The following is an 18,634-nucleotide window of genomic DNA, read 5'->3' on the forward strand; positions in this document are numbered from 1 at the left end:
CTTCTTCTAAAATTCTTATTTTTATATTTAAAACCAATTAATTACAATGGGAAATAAAATGATTAATATAACATTTCCAGATAATGCCGTAAAACAATTTGACGCCGCCCCCACGGGAATGGAGATTGCAATAGGCATTTCCGAAGGATTTGCCCGAAATTGTGTGGCTGTAAAAATAGGGGAGCGTCTCCTGGATTTGAGCCTGCCCATCCAAGAAGATGCCTCTGTCAGCTTTATAACAGCCAATGACGAGGAGGGTCTTGAGATCCTGCGACATTCCTCGGCCCATGTCATGGCCGAGGCCGTGCTCACCCTCTACCCGGAAGCCAAGCTGACCATAGGTCCCGTGGTGGAGGATGGATTCTACTATGATATTGACATGGCCCCCATCTCCGAAGATGACTTAAGCACCATTGAAGCGGAAATGAAAAAAATCATCAAAGCCAAAAACACCTTTGAACGCCGGGTGGTGACCAAGGAAGAGGCCTTGAAAGTTTTTGCGGATAATCCCTTTAAACTCGAACTGATCAATGAACTTAACGACCAGGAAATCTCCCTCTACCAGAACGGAAAATTTGTCGATCTTTGCCGGGGACCCCATATTCCCCATACCGGTATGATAAAAGGGTTCAAGCTGCTAAAAATCTCCGGTGCCTATTGGCGGGCAGACCAGACAAGGGAGCAACTCCAGCGGCTCTACGGTATTTCTTTCTTCGACAAGAAAAAACTCAATCAATATGTTCACTTGATCGAAGAAGCCAAAAAACGGGACCATCGCAAACTGGGAACCCGGCTGGACCTGTTTTCCTTCCATGACGAAGCGCCTGGCATGCCTTTTTTCCATGCAAAGGGCATGGACATGTGGAATGCTCTTCTCGACTATTGGCGGGACGAGCACAGGGCAGCCGGTTATGTGGAAACCAAGACACCTATCATGCTCAATCGAAAACTCTGGGAACAGAGCGGTCACTGGGAAAACTATAGAGAAAACATGTATACCTCGGTGATTGATGATGAAGAATATGCCATCAAGCCCATGAACTGCCCCGGGGGCATGATCCTTTACAAGACAAAAGCCTATTCCTACCGGGACCTGCCCTTGCGGGCCGGTGAGGTGGGCCTGGTCCACCGCCACGAGTTATCCGGGGCGCTTTCCGGTCTTTTCCGGGTCCGGGCATTTCACCAGGATGATGCCCACATTTTTATGACCCCGGATCAGATCGACGAAGAGGTTCTCGGGGTATTAAGGCTCGCAGAAAGAATCTACAAACGGTTTGGCCTGACCTTTCACCTGGAACTGTCCACCCGGCCTAAAAAATCCATTGGCGAGGATGCCCAGTGGGAAGAGGCCACCAACGGGTTGAAGTCTGCCTTGGCGCTATATGGCCAGGACTATGTCATCAATGAAGGAGACGGTGCCTTTTACGGCCCGAAAATTGATATCCACATCAAGGATGCCCTAGGGCGTACCTGGCAATGCGGCACGGTCCAGCTGGACATGGCCCTGCCCGAACGTTTTGATCTCAGCTACAAGGGTCAGGACAATGAAAAGCACCGTCCCATCATGATCCACAGAGTGATTTACGGATCCATGGAGCGGTTCTTCGGTATTTTAGTGGAGCATTTTGCCGGCAAATTCCCCCTATGGCTGGCACCGGTCCAGATAATTTTATTGCCCATTAACCAGGAATTGTCAGACTATGCAGACACCATAAAAAAAGCCTTGGAGTCCCATAGAATCCGGTGTGAGGTGGACAAACGAAACGAAACCCTGAAAAAGAAAATCCGGGAAGCCCAGGTCAATTACATTCCTTTGATCATCACCATCGGGGACAAGGAACGAGAGACCGACACCCTGTCTGTTCGCACCCTGGACGGCAAGGTAAGAATGGGGATTTCTATGGATGATCTGGTAACAAAGGTCACCCATCATATCAAGGAAAGAACCCTGGATGAAGCCATCCTCTAAGATCGATCATTGTGACCACCAGAATTCAAGCGGGGACAGCCCTGTCCCCGCTTGCCTTTTAAAGCTGAATCTTTATTACCGGCTGCCCTTAATTGGTTTTTGTATTTTTCTTTTCTGGCAGTCCTCTTTTCCCTCCCTGTCTTCTGTCCCATGGTTTCCCCATGATGACAAACTCATGCACATGGGGGCCTATGGATTCTTAGCCTTTCTGGCCGCCCGGAACCTGCACCAAGAAAAGCCCTTTTTCAATAGGACGAAACTTAAGATTATGGCCATCCTCTTTGCCTGTCTTTACGGGCTTTCCGATGAGATCCACCAGGCCTTTGTGCCGGAAAGGACCGCCTCGGTCTGGGACTTTGCTGCAGATGTTCTGGGCAGTATCCTGGGGGCCTGTTTCTATTTTGACATTTTACACGGTAAAAAGGATTCTTAAACAAGATGAATGATTTTTCAGATAAAATCGTCCAGATTCTCAACCAGGGTGCCCTGAACCTGGCCCTGTCACTGGGATATTCCCTCAAGATATTTGATGTGATGGATGAAATCAAAAAACCCGCCACCCTGGATACCCTGGCCGCTGCCACCGCCCTTGACCGGCGATACTTAAAAGAATGGCTGGGCATCATGGTAACCGGTGAGATCATTGTCCTGTCCGCCGATCCCCCCGAAAAAAAGAATCCAGAAGAAACCTATTATTTACCCCCCGCCCATGCCGATGTCCTGACCCGCAGGGCCGGGAACAATAACCTGGGCGTCTATACCCAGGAGACGCCCCTGCTGACGACCTGCGCCATGGAAGCGGTCCAGAAAGGGTTTCTCACCGGCCAGGGCGTGAGCTTTGACCATTATCCCAGGTTTCAACAATTTATGTCCCAACTCTCCAATGCCAAACACGAACAGGTGCTGATCCGGATATTCTTGCCCTCGGTGGACAATGGCGCCTTGGTGGACCGGTTAAAAGAGGGTCTTACAGTATGTGATATTGGATGCGGAGAAGGGGTTGCCTTAAACCTTATGGCCAAAGCCTTCCCCAACTCCCAATTTCTGGGAGTGGACAATCATGGCGGCGCCATCGCAAGTGCCACTGAATCCGCCCAAAAGATGAACCTTCCCAATGCCAGGTTTTCGGTCTTGGATGCCGCTCAAATAAAAGGGGACAAGACCTTTTTCCAAAAATTTGACTATGTCACCGCCTTTGATGCCATCCACGACCAGTCCCACCCCTTAACAGTCCTTGAAGGCATCCGGGCCATGCTCAAACCCGGCGGACAATTTTCCATGGTAGACATCAAGGCCGCCACCCGGCTTGGCGACAACCTGGATCATCCCATGGGCCCCTTTTTGTATACCGTCAGCCTCATGCACTGCATGCCCATAGGGCTCAATGACAAGGGCCGGGGCCTTGGCATGATGTGGGGAAAAGAACAGGCCCTGGCACTTCTGGCCCAGGCGGGGTTTGACCGGGTGGAAGCCCTTGAAATCCCCGATGACCCCTTTAACCTACATTTTCTTTGTAAAAACCTTCCCCCCAAGGGATAACCTCCATGAAAATTCTTACCAGAGTCTTGGTTGCATCTCATCTCTTTTATTTAGGTTTTATCTGAATTTGTTCACCAACAAGGGTTTCGTCGGGCAACTTCAGACCAATGACAATCACCCGTTGCCCTGTTTCAAAATCAGTAATCTCAATGGTATTACCGCTGTTGTTAATCAGTTTTGTGCTCTGTATTTCATTTAAATATTCATACTCGGTGATCAAAATAGTTTTCTCGGCCACAACAAGATTGGGACTGTCGCCTTGATTGATTTCCATAATAGTTCCAACGAGCTTAAAGGGGATAACCCCTTGGGGATCGATGGCAAAACCTGAGAACAGTGCTGATTCGTCTGCCTGTGCATAAACATCCGGGCTGCAAAAAACCCAGGTACCCAAGAAAATGACTGCCATTGCCACCGTCAAAACGGTTATTCGTCTGTTGCGTTGCATGGTTCTCCCCTTTTTTTTAAAATATCTGTTGCCAATAGAAGTGATTCATGCTCAGATCTTCGATCGCGTCGATTGTCTCAATACCCCCTTCAACACCAACGTAGATGACTGCACCTGAAGAGAAAATAGCGATGGCAGGTGAAGATGCAATGGAACTTCCGATAACCATGCTGCGGTCACTTGTGCCATAGGTTACTGTGTTTCCGTCTCCATCGGTTTCTGTTGTCGAATCATAGTCTGACACTGCGCCGCCGTTTTCATAATCAACTGCGTAGAATCTGGCGGTACCGTATCCACTGGTTTCATCGCAGGGATCAGAATCATCCTCATCACTTTCGTCTTCCGGTTCATATGTTGTAAAATACAGGACCGAATTATAAACAATGACCGAAGATATAATTTTTTCCCCAGGATTTTCCAGTTCAAAAAACCATCCCCGACTGCTTTCCAATTCCGCTTTAACAGTTGCTTTTTCCTCATCGGTTCCCATCTGAATCAAGTTTTCAGTGACATCCACAAGATCGTCTTCGGTCAATGTTGTAAAAGAGCTTGAATCTTCCCAGTCATTTCGAATGGCGTATATTCTATTGACCACACCGGTTTCCTTGGGATCGGCCCGGTCACCGGTGCCGAAAAATATCATGTCTTCACCATTTTCAAGCACAGCATCCGGAGCGTAGAAAATTTTACGCTGCACATTGTCAAGGAAACTGGCACAAAATAATTTCCGACCGCTCCAGGTGCCATCTCCGCCGGAGATATCATCGGTAGAGTCGCTGTCATCATCTTCAAATGCCCATATATTACCGGCCAGATCTCCCGCATAAATCCGGTTTGTATAGGTATCTCCATTGGAATCAAACCCCATGACGCTGGTGATGCAATTGTTCATGTCGGAAAAATTAACGCAATTGAAATTCAGGGTGCTCAATGAGCCATCGGTAATATCGATTGCAAAGACGGCCTTCCCTTCCGTGTCCACGGAATCGGGTGTATCCAGGTCCTGATTTTCATCATACCCGCCAGCCATCAGGAATACTTGATCATATGAGTCTTCCCCGGTTTTCATTGAATGTGCACTGGGAGTGGTCCAAGACTGTCCAAGGGTTACATCCGTGCCATCTTCTTCGCCGTCGATATTAGAATCTGTATCTGTCAGAAAACTCTGACCGATGGTGTATTTATATTCGGGGGCATCAGGGTCAGTGATATCAATTGCGTAGTAATCGTAGCCCCCCCGGCGTTCGCCGAAAAACAGGGTTTTGTTCGTGTCATCATCATAGAGAACGGGTGCGGCATCCACATAGTAGTCATGGTCTTCCATGCTGTCCGAGAGCAATTGAAGGTTCCCCAGCAGTCCCGGAGGAATAAAGCCCCACGTCTCACTGCCGTCACTGTCCTTGAAAGCATGCATGACACCACCGTTGGTGCCCACGAAGATATAGGATTCGTCTTTCTCACCATCGCTGTCTGTATCATAAGCGACCACGACGGGTGTGGAGTGGATGACATCACCCATTTTCCAGTCGCTCTCCAACCCGATAATGTCCGTGATGATCTCATCTTTTTCCGTGTCATCGGCGGCATCCAGCATTGTATAGGTCAAAATTGAATTGTCTGTGGAAAACTCGTTGTCCCCATGGGTAAGGTCCGTCTCTGTTCCAAGATAGGTATAAAGATTTCGATTTGCATTATCCATAAGTAAAGCACCGACACCACCTTGGGTAACATCTGATCCGTCTTCTTCGGTGGACCAGTAGGATTGGGCGGTGTCCAGGATAGTTCCATCCTCATCCAAGACATCATCGCCGTTAACATCAAGGAGATCTCCATCGTCGTTCAGCTCGTATTTCTTCACGTTGCCTGACCACCGGCCGTCATCTGTCGGTGTGAAAAATCCCAGATAAAGATAATCTCCTGCATAGGCATAATTCATAAGGCTGACCGGAATCACTGGAGCAACATAGGAGGTATTGACTTCCGAGATTTGGCTCATGATGGATTCAAAGGCCTCGGATAACCCGGAGATGCTGCTGACATTATAATAGGTCCCTCCCCCGTTTTCAGCCGTATCTTCAAGAAGTTGCAGGTCGGTCTGGAATCCGATGGTGTAAGTGGTAATATTCTGGGTTTCATAGGAGTCATCTCCCGTCCCCAGGTCAAGATTACAGTCATTGTCATAGAGGTACTTGGCCACATCGTCCAGATAATCCGAGCTGGTGTCTGAGGTGGAATCCCCTGCATTTGAATCCTCGTCATAATCACCGATGGTGTCACCGTTGATATAAGATCCTGTTTCCAAATTCTCATCGTTGTCCATCGTGGGTGCACCGTCGGTCATCAGGATGATATAGTTTTTCTGACACCTGTATTCCATGGGACTTGTGTATGTATTGGAAGCGGTCAGGACATCGTCTGTGTTATCACCATACTTGTTAAACCAGCTCTCCTGGCCGGCGTAGTAAAGCCCGGCCTCGGCCAGGGTTTCGGCAAGGGGAGTCCACCCATTTGCTGTCAAATCGTCCACCGCATCGGTCAGTTCAGTTTTGAATGTATCATTGTCGGTGACAGATTCAATGCCCACAATAACCCGCCCGCCTTGACTATAGTTGAAGCGCATCAACCCAAATCGCGCATCATCGGTATTTTCTATCAGGTTAGTGATGACCTCCTTGGCCACATCGATTCTTGAACCCATCTCACCGCTGGTACTGGCGTCATAATTCCGATAATTTCCCAAACAAAGATATTTATCTGTTCCACCGCAGGCATAATCACCCCTGCTTTCATAAATAGCCCCCTCGGTGACACCGTCGGTTTCAAGTGCATCTTTGACAGTGGCACAGGAAAGCTCATCCACATCGTCGGCAAAGATAGTCCAGCTTCTCCTGTCATACCGATATACGACGTTTGATGAATAAGATCCTGAATAGGTGGTGTCCGGGTCATAATATTCCGACGGTATATCCTCGGTGGACATACTGCCCGAGGTGTCAAAAATAATGAGAATGTTGGGCTCTACTGAAACGCTGCTGCAACCGTAGATGGCAGTGTCATCCGCATGGAGTAAAAGCGCAGGCGTCACCATCATTATGGTTAACGTGAGTATGGAAATCCATGTCTTCATTTTGTATCCTTATATTATTCAAATAACAGGTGTTTAATACTTGTTAAACACTTTCCAAACTCCTGTCTGGGCAACGGTGTTGCCGTCATTGGATGTCGAAGTAATGCTGTAACGGCGAATTTCAAAAGATAGCACACTGTATCCCGAGCTATCCGGCGGTGTGTCAGTGTGGGAAATGGCCGGTATGTTATCTGCCACATTGTCAGTGCCGAAGACGGGAGTTGCCGTCCCTTCAATACATCGAGCCTGGATGGTTGCCAGGGGATCGCCATCATCATCGGTTGAGATTGAATCAAATGTACTGTTTGCTGAGGTTTCCGATGTGCTGAGAAACTCATCGGTCAGCCAGTTGTCGTAGTTGATGCGGGCATCGTTAATGCCGGTTTCCGCTTCGTAAAACTCCGAAGCGGCAAGCTGTTCATTTCTTACAATGGTGGTTTCATTGTTGGATATGTTGATGGCGGCAACACCGGCAATTGTCAATATTAACAACACCATCAGACTGAAAATCATCACCATTCCTTCTTCATTTTTCAGCGTCTTTTCGATCAGAAAAAAATCCATGGTCTTCTTTCCCAGGTTAAGTTTGATAATCATTGGTTTCTAATTTTCACCCGTTTTGTCAATGTACGTGTGACAGTCCCTGTGCGACCTGCCGGCTCCTCAACCGTCATGTCGATGACCACCGTTGTGGGCGTGGTGGTATCGTCATAGACAAAGCTCAGGGCGCTAACGTTGTCCAGCAGCACTTCATCCGTGTCTGCGTCATCGTCCATTCTCTGGATAAGCTCAGTCCCGTCAAGATAATACCGGATTCGTTCCATGTTGCCTGAGGTTATGGCTCCGTCATAGTCCCGGTCGGCGATAAATTCAATATCATCTGTATCGGTCACTGTAAATCCGCCCCCGGCAGTGCCCAATGGGTCCAGGCCGGCAATACGAATATCCTGGGCCAGCAAGTTGATGGCCGAGCGAATGTCCTGCTGCGCAGTTACCCGTGAGGTTTCAGTGGCGTATGACCGAGACAGATTGGTGTACACCGAAATGAGCCCCGTCAACACAATTGAGCTTATTGCCATGGCGACCAGCAGTTCGATCAGGGTAAACCCGCTGTTAGATAAAATACTGGTTTCAGCCTTGTGTCGGTTGGTGTTTGGCATCATAATCCATCCCCTGTTGTTACCGAGCTTAAGGTAACCGATCTTGTCCCCCTGCCCACAAATGGAAATGTGACGGTGACGGTTACCGTTCTGCCATAATTACTTTGGGTATCACCGACACCGTCACCATCGGTGTCTTCCAAATAGGTATCTATTGTCCAGGACCGGGTGTAGATGCCTCCGGCCAGTCCGTTTTCATCTAATGGATTGTCAGAGTCCGCGGTGGTTGTCGGGTAAGTATCCGGGTTCAGGATGTCATCGGAATCATCGATATCGCCGTCTTTAATGAGTTCCATCTGTGACTGGGCCAAGGCTGTGGCCTGGGTATATGTGTTGCCGGTTCTGTTGTTTCTGACAGCAGAGATCTGCATTGCGCCAACCGCTAAAAGACCAACTGCCATGATGCCCATTGCCATAAGGACTTCTATTATGGTGAATCCTTTCATCTCTTTCCATCTTGAAATTCCGAAAGCTGGCCTTTTCATCTTTGTGCTCCAGATCTGTTTTAAATAGCGCTTATCCGTCCAAGCCGGTTAACAGAAACAAAGCTTTGTTCGCTGCCCCGGTAAATAGCAACCGTTCCCACCGTTGATGTGTCGCATCTTCCCGTTCCATTGAACTGGACAATATCATCCTCAAATGTTGTGGCATCAAGATCAATCACCACACCACCCGACAGGGTTCGATCCCTTAAAATTTGTTCATTTCCTTCCTGGATGGCGTTGTCAGCAGTTCCCGTCCCGCTTCCGTCATCAACAAAAATAATGTAACCACTGTCGGTAAAATTGATGACAACGGTTGCATTGTTCCGGATCGCTGACTGTTTTGCCACTGCCAAATCACCCACAAGGGTGTTGACCGCACCGTTAAACTGGGCATTATTCCTCCATGCGATAACATTGGGAATGGCTATTGCGGCAAGGATGGAAAAAATAGCCATGGTAATTGTTAACTCCAGAATGGTAAAACCCGACATATTTTTCACTTTTCCTGTTCCTAAATTTTTGAAACATCATTTTTTTTAGACAGGGTAACAGAAGAATGTGATAAAATTGAGGGGGAATTGAGGGGGGATTGAGGGAATATTCAGAAAAAAAATTGCAGTCCCTTGTCGTCTCAATTATTATTACAAGGGGTTCTGCTCATATCACGATTCCCTTCTCTTTGACATACGTTTGAACCGTCCATTGGATTGGATTAAAAGAGCGTCATTTGACGGCCTCCCATGATTTGGGTGAAACTTTGGTCAAGAGACAAGAGTGCGGCGTCGGCAATGGGCTTTAATTGCTTTTGAATATAATGATTGTAGTCAAGGTCATCGTGGGGAAGATCCATGGGTATGGGGCCCCTCAGTGTCATGACGTAGTAAATTTCTCTTAGGTTATCCCCTTTGTCTTTCAAAAGAAGTGCGGCCTTCACATGGGGAGGGACCAGCTTGACATAGTCCTTGGGTGACTTGGTCAACCGTTTTTTATAGACCAGATCCTCATCGTGGAGATGGTTTTTCACCTCTGAAACGATTTGCCGGATCCACTGGGTGACCTCCTGGTCATGGAAAATCCTGTAAAACAGGTCATATTGAAAATTCTTTGCAAACCGCGTCCAGTCGGATCGGACAAATTCAAGGCCGGTAAACACCAATTTTTCTTTATTGTTTTTCTTCACAAGCCCGACATACCGTTTTTTAGCCCCGCCTCCCCCGCCACGGATGGCAGGGAGAAAAAAACGGGTAAAGTGTTTTTCAAATTCAATCTCCAGATGGGAGACCAGGTCAAATTCATCGGTCAGTTTTTTGGTCAGAAATTCATTCATATCAATGGCCAGTTTTTTAGCGGCACCGTCACAATCTGATACTTGTGTGGGTTTAAGCTGCACAAATACCGAATCCGTATCCCCGTATAGAACGCCGTAACCTTGCTGTTCAAGAAAGTTCCGGGTTGTTTTCAATATCCACTGGCCCGTGCCGGTAATCGCCCGGGGAAGACCGGGATTATAAAATCTGCACCCCGGTGTTCCCATAACGCCATAAAAGCTGTTCATAAGGATCTTTATGGCCTGGGAGAGATGGGGATCATCCATTTTTTTTGCCTGTTCTCTTTTGTCCAGAAGCGTTGCAATATAATCGGGCAGCACATGCAGTTTCCGGGAAAAAGAAATGTTTACCGGGGTATTAAGGGGATGGATATCAGCCTTTAGCCGTGACAGGGGGTCTATTTTAAAGGTTCGGATAATGGAAGGGTAAAGACTTTTGAAATCAAAGACCACAATATGTTCATAAAACCCCGGGGTTTTTGCAAAGACCCATCCCCCGGAACTATGCCCCTGGCTTTGAATATCTTGAACATTGGGGGCAACCAACCCCTTGCGATGGATCGAGGGAAGCATGAAATGGTCAAAGGCTGCCACAGACATGCCGACCCTGTCCATGGCCATTCCACTGATGACGGCCCGCTTAAAGGTCAGATCAATCAGACCGGTCTTCTCGAAAATATCAGAAACCAGAATGCAATCCATGAGATTATAGTGGGCCAGTCCCTTTTTGTCTTCCAGAAATCTGCGTTCGATCTCTGCGACCTTGTCGCCCTTCTCTCCAATCTCTTTTCCAATTCCCAAAATTTGAATTGCCACGGTTTCCAGTCGAAAATTTTCAAAGAAATAAAAAGCATTCCTCATGGCGGGCGGCCCGTCAATGACGATCCGTCCATTGATGTGGGCGGAGAATCTGCCTTTCTGAGCTTCTCTGATTTTGGGAGGCCCATGGTCCCTTCCCAGGGAAAATTTCAGTCCTCGGGACTGGTATTTTTTTTCGAGGAAAACAAGGTCAAAGCCGATGACATGCCAGCCGATAATAATATCGGGGTCCAAAAGGGTCATGATGTCCAGGAAGGCTGCGAGTATCTCTCGTTCACAGGACATGCGAAACAGCTTGCCGTCATGGGGCAAAATTTCATGGTCATACCCGGGCAGAGGGTCTTGTTCATTGGGAACTTGCCTGGAACCCCCCTGGGGTCCATTTTTTTGGGGGGCTCGGTCATCCTTCATCAGGACAATGCCGGTTTTGATCTTTTTCCCGGCCGAAGAAGCCCGACCCGTAAAATGGACGGCGATAGAGTATAGCTCTCCTCTTTGCCCGGTTTCTATGTCCAGGGAGAAAATTGAAAAACAAGGGTGAAATTCGGCCTTGCAAATTTTGGGGTCCATGAATTTTAAAATTTTACCGGTGGAATGACAGGGCCCTTGAAACTGGATGCCCCCCTGGATAAACCGCTCCATTAAAAATCGTTCTTCAGGACGCAAATCCGCTTCAAAGGTCTTGATGCCCTTTTCCTGGAGAATTTTCCGGGCTTTGTACAAAAGATTCTGGGTCTTAAAATACAGGGCATCCACAGGCTTGCCGTCAAAGGAGGTAAGCGTTACCTGTCTGCGTTCAACCCCCCAAAAAAGATCCGGAAGAAGCGTATCCCGCTCAATGAAAAACAGGGGCCGGTTCTTGGAAATAACAATTTCAAAGGGACCCTGGTCACAGATCCCTGTATAGCGAAGGCGATGACTGCCTCCGGCCTCCATACACTCCCGTGTGAGTATGTATCCCCTGTAAAGTCCCATGCCGGTTTTAATACCAGTTGATAAAAGAAAAGACAAATCCTGCACTGTTTTACAGGGGATTTCCTGGGTCCGGTCCAGAATTTTTTGGCCAACCCCGTAAAAAAATGATATGGAACCCTTCTGTGTCCATAAGACCCGGACAAAATTTTTAACCCGAACAAGGCTTCAGGAAAGCCAGCCCCATGACCTATTTTTTTATGAACAAAGCCATTGCCAGTTCCTTGTATGAAGCGCTGACAGAAGATCCCTTTTATATCACCCTGGAACAAAGGGCCGCAAGTGATCCGGCAAGGGCAAAAAAAGCCATGCTCAGATACCTGGACTATTCCATGCAGGAAGCCCGCACATATGGCCAATTATGCCTGGCAAAAGACCTTGCCCATGGGGCCTCCCTCTGGTCAAAACCGGTTGACAAAGCCCAAGGCCTGCAAATTGCCAAAGAAAAAAAACAATTTTTATTGGATCACCTGGGCATGGAAAGTCTTGACACCTATTGCCAGATAGTGGACTTTATGACACAGGAATCCAAGCAAGTGGTGTCTGAAACCTTCTGGTACTTATCTATTTTGGGGATATCCCCAAACCTCCAGGGCAAAGGGCTAGGACTTGATCTTGTCCTGCCGGTTCTTAAAAAAACAGATGAAATAGGGGCTGCCACCTATCTTGAAACCTTTACCCCGAAAAATTTTGGGTTTTACAAGCGGTTGGGGTTTTATGAAGCCAAAACCGTTCGTGAACCTGTCACGGACTCATACTATACCATCATGGTCAGGGAGGCCAAATGATTCATTGGGAATGAAGAATTATCTTATTGCAATATTCAACAAAAATTTGATATAATTCAGAATATTATTTTAATTTATATACGTTAAGGTGTTAAACCTTTAGAAATCCAAGCAACTTCTCCTACAAGCTTCTCCTACAAGCTGATCCTAAAATCTGGTGCACCATGGGATATATCTGACATTTTAAAAGGAATGAACAATGTCTTATGCCAGTACAATATCCATTTTAATTGTTGATGATCACGATATCGTCAGGCATGGACTAAGGCAGTCTCTTGGCCAGGAAAAAGACATGACGGTTGTTGCAGAAGCGGATACCGGAAGACTGGCGGTTGAATTGGTTGAGCAATATCGGCCGGACATTGTCATCATGGATGTTTCCATGCCGGATCTAAACGGAATTGAGGCGACAAAACAAATTCTTAAATTACACCCGGATGCTAAAATCATTGCCTTGTCCATGCATCCTGAAAAGCAATTTGTTTTATCCATGATTAACGCCGGTGCTCGGGGGTACCTGCTTAAAACAAACCTGTTCGAAGAACTGTTAACCGCTATCCGAATGGTGATTTCCGGGAAGGTTTTCTTTTCTTCGGATATCATGGAACACATTGTTAAGTCAGCCGTCAACACCTGTGATAAAAATGAACAATTGATATTTAATACCCTCACATCAAGGGAAAGAGAGATTCTCCAATTGCTTGCCGAAGGTAAAACCAAGGCCTATATTGCAAAGCAACTTTATATCAGTAAAAAAACAGTTGATTCACATCGAGCCCATATCATGAAAAAGCTTGATTTGGACAATATCCCGGCATTGACAAAATTTGCTATTCGGCATGGAATTACATCCCTTGATATTTGACACAAACCTATATTTTTTTTAAATTGGGGAAGTCCTTATGCTTTAGGGGGCATTGAGATAGGCACCTCAATCGTTATCCTGGACCCTTTTCCCGGTGTGGAAAGGATATGAATTTTGCCCTTGAGTGCCCGCATTCGTTCGGTAATACTGAAGAGTCCAAACCCGTCATTTTTAATTGTCGGAGCCGTATTAAATCCAACCCCCTTATCTTCCATGCAAATATTGAAATATCCATCCCTGGCAGATACGCTGAGGACAGCCTCTTGGGTGTGTGCATGTTTGATAATATTTATAATCAGCTCCCGGACGGCTCTATACAGGGTGATTTTTGTGGTCTCATCAAAGGGCGTGATCCTGCCGGCTGGATGCACAAATTGGATGTGCAATCCGTGTTTTTGGAAAAAATCTTCGCATAACCACTCCAATGCGGGTTCTAGTCCGACATCGTATAGTATGGGAGAACTGAGCTGGAAAGTAAGGGATCGGATGTTTGCCAGGGCTTGTTTTAACAGGGTTTGGGTTTCTTCCAGTTTTAAAAAGTTTTCTTTGTCGTCAAGGTGGTGAATGCTATTAATCATGGAAACACTCATGGCCAAGGTTTGTGTAACACTATCGTGAAGATCGTCTGCAATTGCCTTTCGCTCCCGTTCTTCCGTCTGTGCCAGTTGGGATGACATCCTTCGCAATTGTGCCTGGTGGCTTTGAATTTTCTTTGTCGAAACCATCTGTTTTTTGATCTGAGTTCGCAGTTTTTCATAAAGCCTTGAATTTTCTATGGAAATTACAACCTGGGTGTTGAGAATATCAAGGATCTTAAGGCGCTGTTTTGTAAAGGCCCCCATCATCAGGTTATTTTCCAGATATAATATCCCCTGAATACTTTTTTTACCGATAATAGGTGTGCACAAAATAGAGAGGGGTTTGTTTTCAATTATATAGGGATCATAATTGAATTGTTTATCCAGGGAGGCATTATCAAGAATAATGCTTTTCTTGGATAAAAAAGAAGAATAGGCGATGGCACTGGCCAGCATTTGGCCGGCTTGTTCAACTTGAATTCCCTGGAAAATTTTAACAAAATCCGGATGGGTCTGGGCAAAGGCTTCTATTTTTAGCTGATTATCAGAATAAAGGAGTAGGAATGCTCTCTGGGCACCGGAATTCTTTAAGATCAACTGAATCAGTAGTCGCATCAATTTTTTGGGTTTAATCTCCCTGGCAATAATGTGGGAGGCCTTTAGAACCGAGTAAATATCCACATCTTTGAATTCAACCGTATCATTGATCCGGAGCTTATCCGTCCGATCCTCTTTTAATATCAGGCCATACTGGGTTTCAAGTTGTCTGACCTTTGGTGTTACCCCCCATTCCCTGTAGAGCCGTTTTGCCTTTAAAAGCAAGGAGCGGGCAAGATAACCTTGCTTTTTATTGAGAAAAAATTTTGCGGCCAGTTCACAGCTTATGGCCTCAACATGGAGATATCTTGCGTCTTTGGCAGAGGTCATGGCCCTGTCATAATAACAGGCTGCTCGTTCAAATTGGTTTTTTACCCTGGCAATTTCAGCCTCAAGTAAAAAAAACATATGGGGATTATTTTCCGGTGCCCGCTTGAAAATCATTTTGAAAAATTTCTGATTTTGCCGTGCCTTTCCTATATACAAGGCGTGCGAACCGGGATTCGTCTCATTACAATGTTCAAGAAGGGCGAGAGAATAAAAAAAGAGATGGGTCATTTGGGAGCTGAGGGATACATAGGATTTAAAATACAACGCCCCTTTTTTTGCATATTCCAGGGATTTTTTACCATCCTGCAAAAAATATGATACAATTTGATGATACAAAAAATAATCTGAAATCGTTGGGATGATATTGGCTTTTTCCCATTGTTGGGAAAAATTTTCATCATAGATGTCCAAAGGGGTGTCCAGTAAAAATAATTTGCGGGTGGTTCCCCTTAAAACCCGTACAACCTGGAAGAGTAATTCCAAATTGTGAATCCACAGGATCTGGCTTGATTCGCGGATCTCTTTGCGGCTTACCCGCATATGGTGTTCAATATCTTCAAGTTTAGTGCCGGAAATAAAATTTAAAAAATAATACATCGCATGGAGATTGAAAATATTCATGAACAATCCTGCTTCCAGGGAGGTCTTTACGATTTTTGACAATTGGTCCAAATGATGTTTTGTTTGTCCCAGACGGTTCATGGAAATAACAGTGAACAAATGGCGGGTCAAAATTTTTTGTTTCTTTGCCTTGAATCTTTCAACGATCTCCATGGAGAGCTTGCCAAATGCATATCCTTTTTTTACATCATACAACAAATTGCTCAGTACGGTGCCATAGAATGAAAACACGTATCCGGCATATGGCGTTAACCCGTTGGTCAAGACAAACCGCATGGATCGAAACAGGGCAATGTGTGCAAAAGGATGCCCGTTTATGGCGCATGCCCTTGATATGATGATAAGGCTTCTGATAATGGCTGTTTTTCTGGGATCTGTAATTTCCGGCAGATCAATAATATCGCCGATTTTCATGCCCAATAATTGTTTTTTAAAAAGCAGCACTTCTTTGATTAACTGAAAACGGTTAAATTTAGGCGATATTTTGTAGCCTAACTTTGACAGGATGGTAAGCCCGGTATCAATGACTTCCTGTGTTTGATACGCCTGCATAAGATAGGTGCTTTTTGCTTCAAATATTTTTAACAAATGATCCGGTTGTTCTGCATGGTTCAGGACTTGATTAAATTGAAAATCAGCTTGTGTATACCTGCCCAGAACATACAAAATTTCACACCGCTGTGAAAAAAGCGACAGCGCAAGCATATAGTTTGTGTGCCAGGCATCTCCCGGCAGCAGAGAAATGCCTGTTTTAAAATAGGTGTCGGCAGCTTCCAATGAAGACAATTCCATTTTATTTTGTCCGGCCTTCAAATTCAACCCGGCAAGTTTCAATTGTTCTTGCGCTTCCCCGATAATGCTGCGGGCGAAATTCATTTGATCGACAATCATAAAAATCTGGTTGTCAATTTCACTTTCAGGCATCATTTTCAGCATCTGCCTTCCGGCACTCAAATGCAGTTTTATCTGTTCATCCCGGGACATCATTGAATAAACAGACTCCTGGACAATATCGTGGACAAACCTCAGATCATTTTGGTGTTGAATCATAATGCCGTTGTTTATGAGGGGGTGAAGTGCCGCTTTAAACCTTTTATTCTCTTTGGCATAAATAGTTTCCATGAGGGTTATGGAAAAACAGGAACCAAGACAGGAAGTTATTTTTAACAACTCAATGGATTCAAAGCTAAGCTGGGTTATTTTTTTTATCATAAAATTACCCACATTATCTGTTGCCGGAACCTGGCTGATTTGTTTGAATTTCCAATCCCATGTGCGGTTGGGGGTCTGGTATAAAAGTTTTGTGCTGGACAGGTACTCGAGAAAAGATTTTATAAAAAATGGATTCCCATCGGTTTTTTCAAACAAAAGGGTGGAAAAAGGCAGGATATCAGGCATGCTTTTGCCAAAAAGATCTGAAATCCAGTAATTTTGAGTCTCCATATCCAGTGGATTAAGGTTGATTTCAAGCACCGGAACCTTATTTTTCTTTATTTTATTGACCGTTCGGATAAAAGGATGCTGCTCGTAGGTTTCCTGATCCCTGTAAGCGCAGATGAGACACAACCCTTTGATGGGGCGGGCGTTGATGATCTCAAGTATCCGGATGCTTTCTTGCTCAACCCATTGCATGTCATCTAAGAATATTATCATGGGCTGTTCTTTGGATGCAATGGTTTCAATAAATTTGCAAAGCAGATTATTGAGCCGGGTATCACTTTCAAGGGCCGTCAGCTTCATGGCCAGAGGATGTTTGCCAATGATAAATTCCAACATGGGAACAAAATCAATTATCAGCTGTGCAGAGTTCCCCAAGGCCATGATGATTTTATTTTTCCATTTCTTGACCTTTGTTTTTCCTTCCCCGAGGATCTGCACGATCACAGACTCAAGTGCCGTTTGAGCTGCTCTGCTTTGATGTGTTTTTTCGTGTTTTCCTTTTACAAAATATGCCTTGGAGTCCAATTGTTTCCAGGCCTGTTCCACCAGGGCGGACTTGCCCACACCGGCTTCGCCCGAAATCAGGATCAAAGGATACCTGGTTTTGCCCTTGCCGGCCAAGGCGTTCGTTAATTTTTTTATCTGCCTGCTTCTGCCATAGAGCTTGTCTGAAAAGCAGATATCTGACGTAAGATCCCCCCGGCCGGGTTGAAAATTATGATTTTGATTTTTAGTGTTCATCAGGGTCATACAGATTTCAAAATCCTTTTGAAGCCCCGAACAACTCTGATACCGGTCTAAAGGGTTTTTTTCTAAAAGCTTCATAATAATGGCACAAAGCGGTTTCGGGATATTTTCATTTATGTGATGTGGCATCCCGGGTGTTTTGGCAAGATGACAATGGATTAATTCAAGTTTGTCTTTACTGACAAAGGGCAGCCTTCCCGTTGACAGATGATAAAGGGTACATCCCAATGAATAGAAATCGGTTGCACGGGTTACATCAAGACTGGTTCTGCCTGTTTGTTCAGGAGAAATATACCCGAAGTCAGGCTGGGCAATCTGGTGTTGGTGGAGGTGTTGGAGGGGAACTTTTGTTTGAAAATTCTCGTTTTTTGAAAAACAAAAACCCCCGATTTTCAGTTTATTGGTTACCGGGTTAAACCAGAGGTTATCCGGATTAATATTATTGTGGATAATATTTGATTCATGGAGGTGAGAAAGAGACCGGGCAATATCGATGAAAAGACCTATCAAATCTCGCATTTTCATGTATTTTGTGTCGGATATACCAAGGGGTTTGGCTTCAAAATCTTCAAGAACCAGAAATTTTATCTTGTTGCAAGATTGAATTTCAATGGGCTTAACAACAATTTTTGGATTAAGATTCCGGGTGATCTTATATTCTGTTTCTAAAAGATGATTATGGGCCTCGGCGTTCGCAATTTTTATCAAAATTGTTTTTGAACTGGAAATGGGGCAGGCAGTAAAAAAGACCATTTTTTGGCTCGCATAAATTTTTTCTAATATTTTAAACCCAGCGATTTTTATCATTCTTAAATCCTGATA

Annotated in this window: 13 protein-coding genes; 5 read left to right on the forward strand and 8 right to left on the reverse strand. The window is 45.5% G+C overall.

The window, feature by feature from the left end:
• Positions 1–58: 58 nt before the first annotated feature.
• The 3 genes from thrS to ACZ45G_RS22415 are packed head-to-tail and all read left to right on the forward strand — an operon-like array spanning position 59 to position 3,508.
• Complete coding sequence (gene thrS, locus ACZ45G_RS22405; protein ID WP_464172736.1) at positions 59–1,969, forward strand: threonine--tRNA ligase; 1,911 nt, start codon at positions 59–61, stop codon at positions 1,967–1,969.
• The gene (locus ACZ45G_RS22410) at positions 1,953–2,402 is read left to right on the forward strand and encodes a VanZ family protein (protein WP_464172737.1); all 450 of its coding nucleotides are present in this window, start codon (positions 1,953–1,955) and stop codon (positions 2,400–2,402) included. Before thrS ends, ACZ45G_RS22410 begins: the two co-directional genes overlap by 17 nt.
• A 5-nt stretch (positions 2,403–2,407) precedes the next feature.
• Entirely contained in the window at positions 2,408–3,508 is a 1,101-nt protein-coding gene (locus tag ACZ45G_RS22415; RefSeq protein ID WP_464172738.1) for a class I SAM-dependent methyltransferase, read from the forward strand.
• A 46-nt stretch (positions 3,509–3,554) separates the two neighbouring features.
• On the opposite strand, the gene ACZ45G_RS22420 is transcribed toward ACZ45G_RS22415, so the two are convergent.
• The 7 genes from ACZ45G_RS22420 to ACZ45G_RS22450 form a co-directional block, all read right to left on the reverse strand.
• Entirely contained in the window at positions 3,555–3,956 is a 402-nt protein-coding gene (locus ACZ45G_RS22420; protein WP_464172739.1) for a hypothetical protein, read from the reverse strand.
• Between the two features lie 16 nt (positions 3,957–3,972).
• A complete protein-coding gene (locus ACZ45G_RS22425) occupies positions 3,973–7,083 on the reverse strand; it encodes a pilus assembly protein (RefSeq protein WP_464172740.1) in 3,111 nt (1,036 codons plus the stop codon).
• 33 nt (positions 7,084–7,116) lie between these two features.
• Complete coding sequence (locus tag ACZ45G_RS22430) at positions 7,117–7,680, reverse strand: pilus assembly PilX family protein (protein ID WP_464172741.1); 564 nt, start codon at positions 7,678–7,680, stop codon at positions 7,117–7,119.
• The gene (locus tag ACZ45G_RS22435; RefSeq protein WP_464172742.1) at positions 7,677–8,246 is read right to left on the reverse strand and encodes a PilW family protein; all 570 of its coding nucleotides are present in this window, start codon (positions 8,244–8,246) and stop codon (positions 7,677–7,679) included. Before ACZ45G_RS22435 ends, ACZ45G_RS22430 begins: the two co-directional genes overlap by 4 nt.
• Positions 8,243–8,728: a prepilin-type N-terminal cleavage/methylation domain-containing protein gene (locus ACZ45G_RS22440; protein ID WP_464172743.1), complete on the reverse strand. Its 486-nt coding sequence runs from the start codon at positions 8,726–8,728 to the stop codon at positions 8,243–8,245. The genes ACZ45G_RS22435 and ACZ45G_RS22440 overlap by 4 nt, the downstream gene beginning before the upstream one ends.
• Positions 8,729–8,748: 20 nt before the next feature.
• The gene (locus ACZ45G_RS22445) at positions 8,749–9,219 is read right to left on the reverse strand and encodes a GspH/FimT family pseudopilin (RefSeq protein WP_464179993.1); all 471 of its coding nucleotides are present in this window, start codon (positions 9,217–9,219) and stop codon (positions 8,749–8,751) included.
• 221 nt (positions 9,220–9,440) lie between these two features.
• Positions 9,441–11,894, reverse strand: coding sequence for a DNA polymerase II (locus ACZ45G_RS22450; RefSeq protein WP_464172744.1), 2,454 nt, complete (start codon positions 11,892–11,894; stop codon positions 9,441–9,443).
• Positions 11,895–12,031: 137 nt separating this feature from the next.
• Here ACZ45G_RS22450 and ACZ45G_RS22455 point away from each other — a divergent pair, with 137 nt between their 5' ends.
• Both ACZ45G_RS22455 and ACZ45G_RS22460 read left to right on the forward strand, forming a co-directional pair.
• Positions 12,032–12,634, forward strand: coding sequence for a GNAT family N-acetyltransferase (locus ACZ45G_RS22455; protein WP_464172745.1), 603 nt, complete (start codon positions 12,032–12,034; stop codon positions 12,632–12,634).
• Between the two features lie 199 nt (positions 12,635–12,833).
• Positions 12,834–13,499, forward strand: a complete 666-nt coding sequence (locus tag ACZ45G_RS22460; protein ID WP_464172746.1) for a response regulator — start codon at positions 12,834–12,836, stop codon at positions 13,497–13,499.
• Between the two features lie 35 nt (positions 13,500–13,534).
• Here ACZ45G_RS22460 and ACZ45G_RS22465 read toward each other — a convergent pair whose 3' ends face one another.
• Positions 13,535–18,619 carry an AAA family ATPase gene (locus tag ACZ45G_RS22465; protein ID WP_464172747.1) on the reverse strand — a complete coding sequence of 1,695 codons (5,085 nt, stop codon included), beginning with the start codon at positions 18,617–18,619 and terminating at the stop codon, positions 13,535–13,537.
• Positions 18,620–18,634 lie beyond the last annotated feature (15 nt).

It is taken from the genome of Desulfoconvexum algidum (assembly GCF_055382125.1).

Bases quoted from the DNA above. Each gene is read 5' to 3' on its own strand.
- thrS (WP_464172736.1), top strand. From the start codon at position 59: ATGATTAATATAACATTTCCAGATAATGCCGTAAAACAATTTGACGCC.
- ACZ45G_RS22410 (WP_464172737.1), top strand. From the start codon at position 1,953: ATGAAGCCATCCTCTAAGATCGATCATTGTGACCACCAGAATTCAAGC.
- ACZ45G_RS22415 (WP_464172738.1), top strand. From the start codon at position 2,408: ATGAATGATTTTTCAGATAAAATCGTCCAGATTCTCAACCAGGGTGCC.
- ACZ45G_RS22420 (WP_464172739.1), bottom strand. From the start codon at position 3,956: ATGCAACGCAACAGACGAATAACCGTTTTGACGGTGGCAATGGCAGTC.
- ACZ45G_RS22425 (WP_464172740.1), bottom strand. From the start codon at position 7,083: ATGAAGACATGGATTTCCATACTCACGTTAACCATAATGATGGTGACG.
- ACZ45G_RS22430 (WP_464172741.1), bottom strand. From the start codon at position 7,680: ATGATTATCAAACTTAACCTGGGAAAGAAGACCATGGATTTTTTTCTG.
- ACZ45G_RS22435 (WP_464172742.1), bottom strand. From the start codon at position 8,246: ATGATGCCAAACACCAACCGACACAAGGCTGAAACCAGTATTTTATCT.
- ACZ45G_RS22440 (WP_464172743.1), bottom strand. From the start codon at position 8,728: ATGAAAAGGCCAGCTTTCGGAATTTCAAGATGGAAAGAGATGAAAGGA.
- ACZ45G_RS22445 (WP_464179993.1), bottom strand. From the start codon at position 9,219: ATGTCGGGTTTTACCATTCTGGAGTTAACAATTACCATGGCTATTTTT.
- ACZ45G_RS22455 (WP_464172745.1), top strand. From the start codon at position 12,032: ATGACCTATTTTTTTATGAACAAAGCCATTGCCAGTTCCTTGTATGAA.
- ACZ45G_RS22460 (WP_464172746.1), top strand. From the start codon at position 12,834: ATGTCTTATGCCAGTACAATATCCATTTTAATTGTTGATGATCACGAT.
- ACZ45G_RS22465 (WP_464172747.1), bottom strand. From the start codon at position 18,619: ATGATAAAAATCGCTGGGTTTAAAATATTAGAAAAAATTTATGCGAGC.